5 protein-coding genes are annotated in these 6,710 nt (G+C 69.3%); 1 reads left to right on the top strand and 4 read right to left on the bottom strand.

Annotated elements, in window-relative coordinates; genetic code table 11:
• Nucleotides 1–4: 4 nt before the first annotated feature.
• From C3Y15_RS21805 to ugpC, 4 genes are read right to left on the bottom strand one after another with little or no spacing between them, the layout of a single operon-like run.
• Nucleotides 5–961, bottom strand: a complete 957-nt coding sequence (locus C3Y15_RS21805) for a sugar ABC transporter permease (protein ID WP_046425808.1) — start codon at nt 959–961, stop codon at nt 5–7.
• A gap of 58 nt (nt 962–1,019) precedes the next feature.
• Nucleotides 1,020–2,279, bottom strand: a complete 1,260-nt coding sequence (locus C3Y15_RS21810) for an extracellular solute-binding protein (RefSeq protein ID WP_014724276.1) — start codon at nt 2,277–2,279, stop codon at nt 1,020–1,022.
• A gap of 58 nt (nt 2,280–2,337) precedes the next feature.
• Nucleotides 2,338–4,317: a beta-galactosidase gene (locus tag C3Y15_RS21815; protein WP_045578348.1), complete on the bottom strand. Its 1,980-nt coding sequence runs from the start codon at nt 4,315–4,317 to the stop codon at nt 2,338–2,340.
• A 9-nt stretch (nt 4,318–4,326) separates the two neighbouring features.
• Entirely contained in the window at nt 4,327–5,475 is a 1,149-nt protein-coding gene (ugpC, locus tag C3Y15_RS21820) for a sn-glycerol-3-phosphate ABC transporter ATP-binding protein UgpC (RefSeq protein WP_124259659.1), read from the bottom strand.
• A 190-nt stretch (nt 5,476–5,665) separates the two neighbouring features.
• Between ugpC and C3Y15_RS21825 the strand changes: the two genes are divergently transcribed.
• Nucleotides 5,666–6,700 carry a LacI family DNA-binding transcriptional regulator gene (locus C3Y15_RS21825; RefSeq protein WP_060090927.1) on the top strand — a complete coding sequence of 345 codons (1,035 nt, stop codon included), beginning with the start codon at nt 5,666–5,668 and terminating at the stop codon, nt 6,698–6,700.
• The last annotated feature ends 10 nt before the right edge of the window (nt 6,701–6,710 follow it).

Below are 6,710 nucleotides of genomic sequence, written 5' to 3' on the forward strand. Positions count from 1 at the left end.
AAAGTCACTGCTCGTTGCGCAGCATGCGGCGCAACTGGAACACGATGTAGACGAGCATGATCGCGAACAGCACGACCGCGATCGACGCGGAATAGCCGAGCCGGTAGTACTTGATCGCCTGGTCGTACATGTAATACGCGAGCACGGTCGAACTCTCGAACGGGCCGCCGCCCGTCATCACCGAGATCAGGTCGAAGCTGCGCAGCGCGCCGATCACCGTGACGACGATCGCCATGAACGTGGTCGGCCGCAACTGCGGCAGCACGACGTGCCACAGCAGCGCGAAGCCGCGCGCGCCTTCCATGCGCGCCGCTTCGATCTGCTCGGGGTTCACCGACGTGAGGCCGGTGAGGTACAGGATCATGCAGTACGCGGTCTGCGGCCACAGTGCGGCGAGCACGATGCCGAACGTCGCGTAGCGCGCATCGCCGAGCACCGGAATGCCGTGCCCGGCGATCAGCGCGAGCAGCCCGAAGGTCGGATCGTAGAACCACGAGAAGATCAGCCCGACGACCACGCCCGACAGCACGAACGGCGCGAAGAACAGCGACTTCACGAGCCGGATGCCGGCCACGGCCTGATTCAGGTACAGCGCCAGCGCGAGGCCGAGCGGCGGCGCGAGCATGAACATCGCGAGCCAGATCACGTTGTTGCGCAGCGCGGTGTAGAACGTCGGCGCGTGCAGCAGCTCGGCGTAGTTCGCGAGGCCGACGAAGGTGCGCTCGGTCATCCCGTCCCAGTTGCACAGGCTCAACCACAGCGTCGACAGGATCGGCCAGATCACATAGACGGCCACCATCGCGCAGGCCGGCGCGAGAAACAGCCAGGCGGCGCGCCGCTGCCGCCGCGCGGCAGGCGACGGGCGGCGCGCGGGCAGCGCGGCGCTCGGCCCGCGCGCCGGCGGCGCGGCGGCCGCGCCGGCAGGCGTTCGAACGGATCGGGACGTGATCGGACTGGACACGGCAAGCCTCCTGAAACAACGGATGCGGCGGCGCGGGGCCCCCGCACGGGTCGCGCGGTTACTTCTTGTAGATCCGCTTGCGGGTCTGCTCGAGTTGCGCGAGCACGCTGTCGAGCTGCGCGGGATTCGAGACGAACTGCTGCATCGCCTTCATCCCTTCGTCGGCCATTTCCTTCGTCATGTCGCGATCGTAGAACTGCGCGACGCCGCCCTTGGTGTCGGCGAGGATCCGGAAACCGATCCGCGAGATCGGATCGGCCGGCTCCGGCGACTTGCTGTTCGCCGACAGCGAGCCGAGCCCTTCCGCGAGCTTCGCGCCCATCTCCGGCGTCTCGACGAACGCGAGGAACGTATGCGCATCGGCCTTGTTCTTCGCCTTGGTCGGGATGTGCAGCGATTCGACCGGGCCGTCCTCGGCGGTCGGCACCTTCGGGTCGATGATGGGGAAGCGGTAATAGCCCATCTCCTGCTTCACGTTCGGCGGAAAGCCCGCCGCGATGAAGGTGCCCATCAGCATCATCGCGGCCTTGCCCTGGAACAGGAACGGCTGCGCGCCGTCGAGATCGTAGGACAGCGCGTTGTCGATGAAGTAGCCCGCGTCGATCAGCGACTTCCACGTCGTGTAGACCTTCTTCACGCGCGCGTCGGTGTACGGCACGTCGCCGGCCATCAGCTGCTGGTGGAACGCGTTGCCGTTCAGGCGCAGGTCCAGATAGTCGAACCAGCCGGCGAGCGTCCATGCGTCGCGGCCGCCCACCGCGATCGGCGTGATGCCGGCCGCCTTCAGCTTCTTGCACGCATCGAGAAACTGGTCCCAGGTCTTCGGCTCGTCGGCGATGCCGACCTTGCCGAACAGGTCCTTGCGATAAAAGAGGCCCCACGAGTAGTAGACGGTCGGCGCCGCGTACTGCTTGCCGTTGTACGACGATGCGCTGCGCGTCGACGCGTACATCGCATCCCAGCCGTTCTTCTTCCAGTCGCCGCTCAGGTCCTCGAACAGCCCGCGCCGCGCGTAGTACGCCATCCGTTCGCCTGCGTGCCAATTGACGACGTCGGGCGCGACGGTGGTGAGCCATGCGGGAAGCTGCACCTTGTACGCTTCCTCGTCGACGTAGGTGGGCTTCACGTCGATGTCCGGATGCGCCTTGTGGAACGCGTCGATGGTCGACTGCCAGACCGCGCGCTGGCTCGCGCCCTTGAACGCGATGTTGATCGTCAGCGTGCCGGCGTCGGCGGGCGCCGCGGCGCCGAGCGAGGCGAACGCGATGGCGGCGGCGCTCGCCAGCCGGGCGGCAACGCGAAGGGGGCGATGTGTCATGTCTGTCTCCATTCCTGTATGTCGTTGTGCGTGACCGGCGCGTGCGCCGGGGGCGATGCTACGGACGGCTTCGATACACGGCGACGCCTTGCGGCTCGACCTGCGCGGCGCCGACCACGAACGCGGACGGCGCCACCGCATCGATCGTGTGCGGTGTGCTGCCGTAGTTGAACACGTAGGTCAGGCCGCCGCGCCGGCTCACGCGCACGTCGTCGCCAAGCGGCGTCGGCGTGAGGCCCGCTTCGGCCGCGACGTCGGCGAACCCGCGCAACGCGGTCGCATCGTCGAACAGCGCGGCCCAATAGTGAAACGCGCCGTGCGACACCCACGCGGGATGGCCGTCGGCGAAGCGCGCGTGCACGACGCTGCGCGCCTCGTCGTGCAGCTCGACGAGGTCGCGCCAGTGGCGCGCGTCGCCGCTCAGCGGCGAGCCGTCGCGCAGCGCGCCGTCGATGCGCTCGGTCACGTTCGGGCGCAGCGATTCGACGCGCCACACGCGCAACGGCAGGAGCGACGCGAGCGGGCCGGGCGGCAGCGCCGGCGGAATCTGCAGGTCGACGGTCTTCGATCCGGTGCGCGGGCCGAACACGGCATGCGCGCCCGAGGCGGCGAGCCGCGCCGCGAAGTCGTCCGGCACGACGGGCAGCGGCGGCACGACGACGAGCCGGTAGCCGTCGAGCGGCGCGTGCGCCGAGACGATGTCGACGTCGAGGCCGAGCGCGCGCAGCGCCGAGTAATACTCGAACGCGAAGCGCGGGTAGTGGAAATCGGCGCCCTGCGGCTGGACTTCGAGCAGCCACTTCGCTTCGTAGTCGAACACGAGCGCGACGGGGGCGCGCACCGCGCCGTCGGCATCGGCGTCGAGCACGGCGGCGATTTCGCCCGCGACCCGCTGCGCTTCGCGGCCGCCTTCGTCGAGCCGATCGTCGGGCGTGTGCAGGCCCGCGTGCATCTGCTCCTGCGCGAACGGCGCCTGCCGCCAGCGGAAATACGACACGCAGCCGGCGCCGTGCGCGAACGCTTCCCAGCTCCAGAGACGCACCATCCCCGGCAGCGGCGCCGGGTTCCAGTGCGCCCAGTTCACCGGGCCCGGCTGCTGCTCCATCACCCAGAACGGCTGCTTCGACATGCCGCGATACAGGTCGTGATTGAACGACGCGAAGTCCGGGTGGCCGGTGCGCAGCCAGCGCGCCTTCACGTCGGGCGCGAACCACAGCTCCTCCAGCGCGCCGAGCGGATAGCTGTCCCAGGTCGCGACGTCGAGGTCGCGCGCGACCGCATAGTGGTCGAACTCGGTGAACAGCTGCATGAAGTTGTGCGCGACGGGGCGGCCCGGCGAATGCGCGCGGATCACGTCGACCTGCATCCGGTGATAGCGCGCCAGCTCGTCGGACGCGAAGCGGCGGTAGTCGAGGCGATGCGACGGATGCGCTTCGGTCACGGTGCCCACCGGCGCATCGACCTCGTCGAAATGCCGGTACTCCATGCTCCAGAACACGGTGCCCCACGCGCGGTTCAGAGCGTCGATCGTGCCGTAGCGCGCCTTCAGCCAGGCGCGAAAACGCAGGAGCGCGGCCGGCGAGTAGCTGACGACGGTCTGGTGGCAGCCGAGCTCGTTGTCGGTCTGCCAGTAGCGCACGGCCGGATGGCGGCCGTAGCGTTCGGCCACCGCGGTGCAGATGCGGCGCGACGCTTCCAGATAGGTCGGCGACGAGAAGTCGTAATGGCGGCGCGAGCCGAACTTGCGCGGCAGGCCGTCGGCGCCGATAGCGAGGATGTCGGGATGACGATCGACGAGCCATTTCGGCGGCGTCGCCGTCGGCGTGCACATCACGATCTCGAGGCCGGCCGCGCCGAGCACGTCGATCGCGCGGTCGAGCCAGCCCCACGCGTATTCTCCCGGCGACGGCTCGATGCGGCTCCATGCGAACTCGCCGATCCGCACCTGCGCGATGCCGAGCGCCTTCATGCGGCGGGCGTCGTCGGCCCACATCGATTCCGGCCAGTGTTCCGGGTAGTAACAGACTCCGAGGCGCATGCCCGATCCTTATGCGTAATGGTGGACGGGAAGGTCGGCGCACGCGGGCACCGCGCGGCCGTCTTCATTGAACAGATGACACGCGGCCGCCGCTGCATGCACGTGCACGCGCTCGCCGGCGTGCACGGCCGCGTCGCCGGGCACTTTCGCGATCAGCGGCGTGCCGCCGGGCTGATCGAGATGCACGTAGGTCTGCTCGCCGAGACGCTCGACCAGCGCGACGTCGCGCGCGAGCGTCGTCGCGTCGGGCGCGGCGCCGAGCGTCAGATGTTCGGGGCGGATGCCGAGCGTGACGGCTGCGCCCGGTGCGAGCGCGGAGCCGTCGCGCGGCAGCGTGAACGATTCGCCGGACGCCACGAGCGTGACGGTCGTGCGCCGCGCGTCGCAGGCGACGACGACGGCCGGCAGGAAGTTCATCCGCGGCGAGCCGATGAAGCCGGCGACGAAGCGGCTGGCCGGATGGTGATAGAGGTCGAGCGGCGCGCCGACCTGCGCGATGCTGCCGTGCCGCGCGGTGTCGGCGCCCGTGTGCAGCAGCACGATCTTGTCGGCGAGCGTCATCGCCTCGGTCTGGTCGTGCGTCACGTAGACGACGCTCGCGCGCTCGAACTGCCGATGCAGCTTCGCGATCTCGATGCGCGTCTGGCCGCGCAATGCCGCGTCGAGGTTCGACAGCGGTTCGTCGAACAGGAACACGCCGGGCTCGCGCACGATCGCGCGGCCGATCGCGACGCGCTGCCGCTGTCCGCCGGACAGCGCCTTCGGCTTGCGCTCGAGCAGCGTGTCGAGCTGCAGGATCCGCGCGGCGTCGCGCACCTTGCGGTCGATCTCGGCCTTCGGCACGCGCGCGAGCTTCAGGCCGAACGCCATGTTCTCGTAGACGGTCATGTGCGGAAACAGCGCGTAGCTCTGGAACACCATCGCGACGCCGCGCTCGGCGGCCGGCACGTCGTTGACGCGGCGGCCGTCGATCGACAGCTCGCCGTCGCTCAGATCCTCGAGGCCCGCGATCATCCGCAGCAACGTCGACTTGCCGCAGCCCGACGGGCCCAGGAACACGCAGAACTCGTGCGCGCCGATGTCCAGATCGACGTCGCGTATGACCGGCGCGTGCTCGCCATAAGCCTTCTGCACGCGACGCATCGAGATGCTCGCCATTGTCTCCGCTCCATGTTTTAATGCGCTTCGATCGATGCTTAAGCGCTTAATCATCGCGATCAAAAAAATAGGCGATTGCGATCGCGGCCGAGTCGCGCTCGTCGGTCGAGCGGCAGGGTGTGCGGCGATAGTGCGCTGCTTCGGGTAGCGAAGCAAATACTGGATTCACCTCTCATATAGTGGGCAAATCATGGCGACACTCGACGAAGTGGCGCGTCGCGCCGGCGTGACGGCCGCGACGGTGTCGAACGTGCTGCGCGATCGCGGGCGGGTCGGCGAAGCGACGCGCGCGCGGGTGCTCGAGGCCGTGCAGGCGCTCGGCTACCGGCCGCATCTGGCGGCGCGCGCGCTCGCGGAAGGGCGCGCGCCGACGGTCGCGCTGATGGTGTCGAGCATCGCGAACCCGTTCTATCCGGAGTTCGCGCTGGCGGTCGAGCGCGCGGTGCGGCGCAACGGGCAGTTCCTGATCGTCTGCAACACGAATGAAGATCCGTTGCAGGGGCGCGCGTATCTCGACCAGATCGCCGGCACGATTTCGGAGGGCATTCTGGTGACGAACGCGAACCTGCATCTGCCCGACCTCGCCGACGTCGCGCGCCGCGGCGTGCCGGTCGTGCTGTGTCTGTGGGAGCGGCCCGATGCGCCGCCCGACGGGTTGCCGTGCGTGGCGGTGGATTTCCGCGAGGCGGGGCGGATCGCGACGCGGCATCTGGTCGAGCTCGGGCATCGGGCGATCGGCGTGATCGTCGGCGGCTCGGCGAGCGGCGTGCAGGCGGCGCGCTACGACGGTTTCGTCGACGTGATGCGCGAAGCGGGGCTCGACGCGTCGATCGTCGCGGCCGAGCCCGATTCGATCGAAGGCGGCGTGCGCGCGGCCGGCCGGCTGCTCGATGCGCATCCCGAGTTGACCGCGCTGGTCGCGACCAACGATCTGCCGGCGATCGGCGCGCTGCACGCGGCGGCCGATCGCGGCAGGCGCGTGCCCGACGATCTGTCGATCGTCGGCATCACCGACATTCACCTCGCGCGCGACACGCGGCCGACGCTGACGACGGTCGCGATTCCGACCGCCGAGGCGGCGGCGCTCGCGGTCGAGTTGCTCAATACGCTGCGCGAGGCGGGCGGCCGGATCGACGACGGGTCGCGCGTGCGGATCGCGTCGACGCCGCGGTTGGTCGTGCGCGGGACGACCAGTGCGGTGCCGGGGATGTGGGGGGATGGGTAGTGGTGGTGGA

It is taken from the genome of Burkholderia sp. B10 (assembly GCF_004368385.1).
Classification (GTDB): domain Bacteria; phylum Pseudomonadota; class Gammaproteobacteria; order Burkholderiales; family Burkholderiaceae; genus Burkholderia; species Burkholderia vietnamiensis.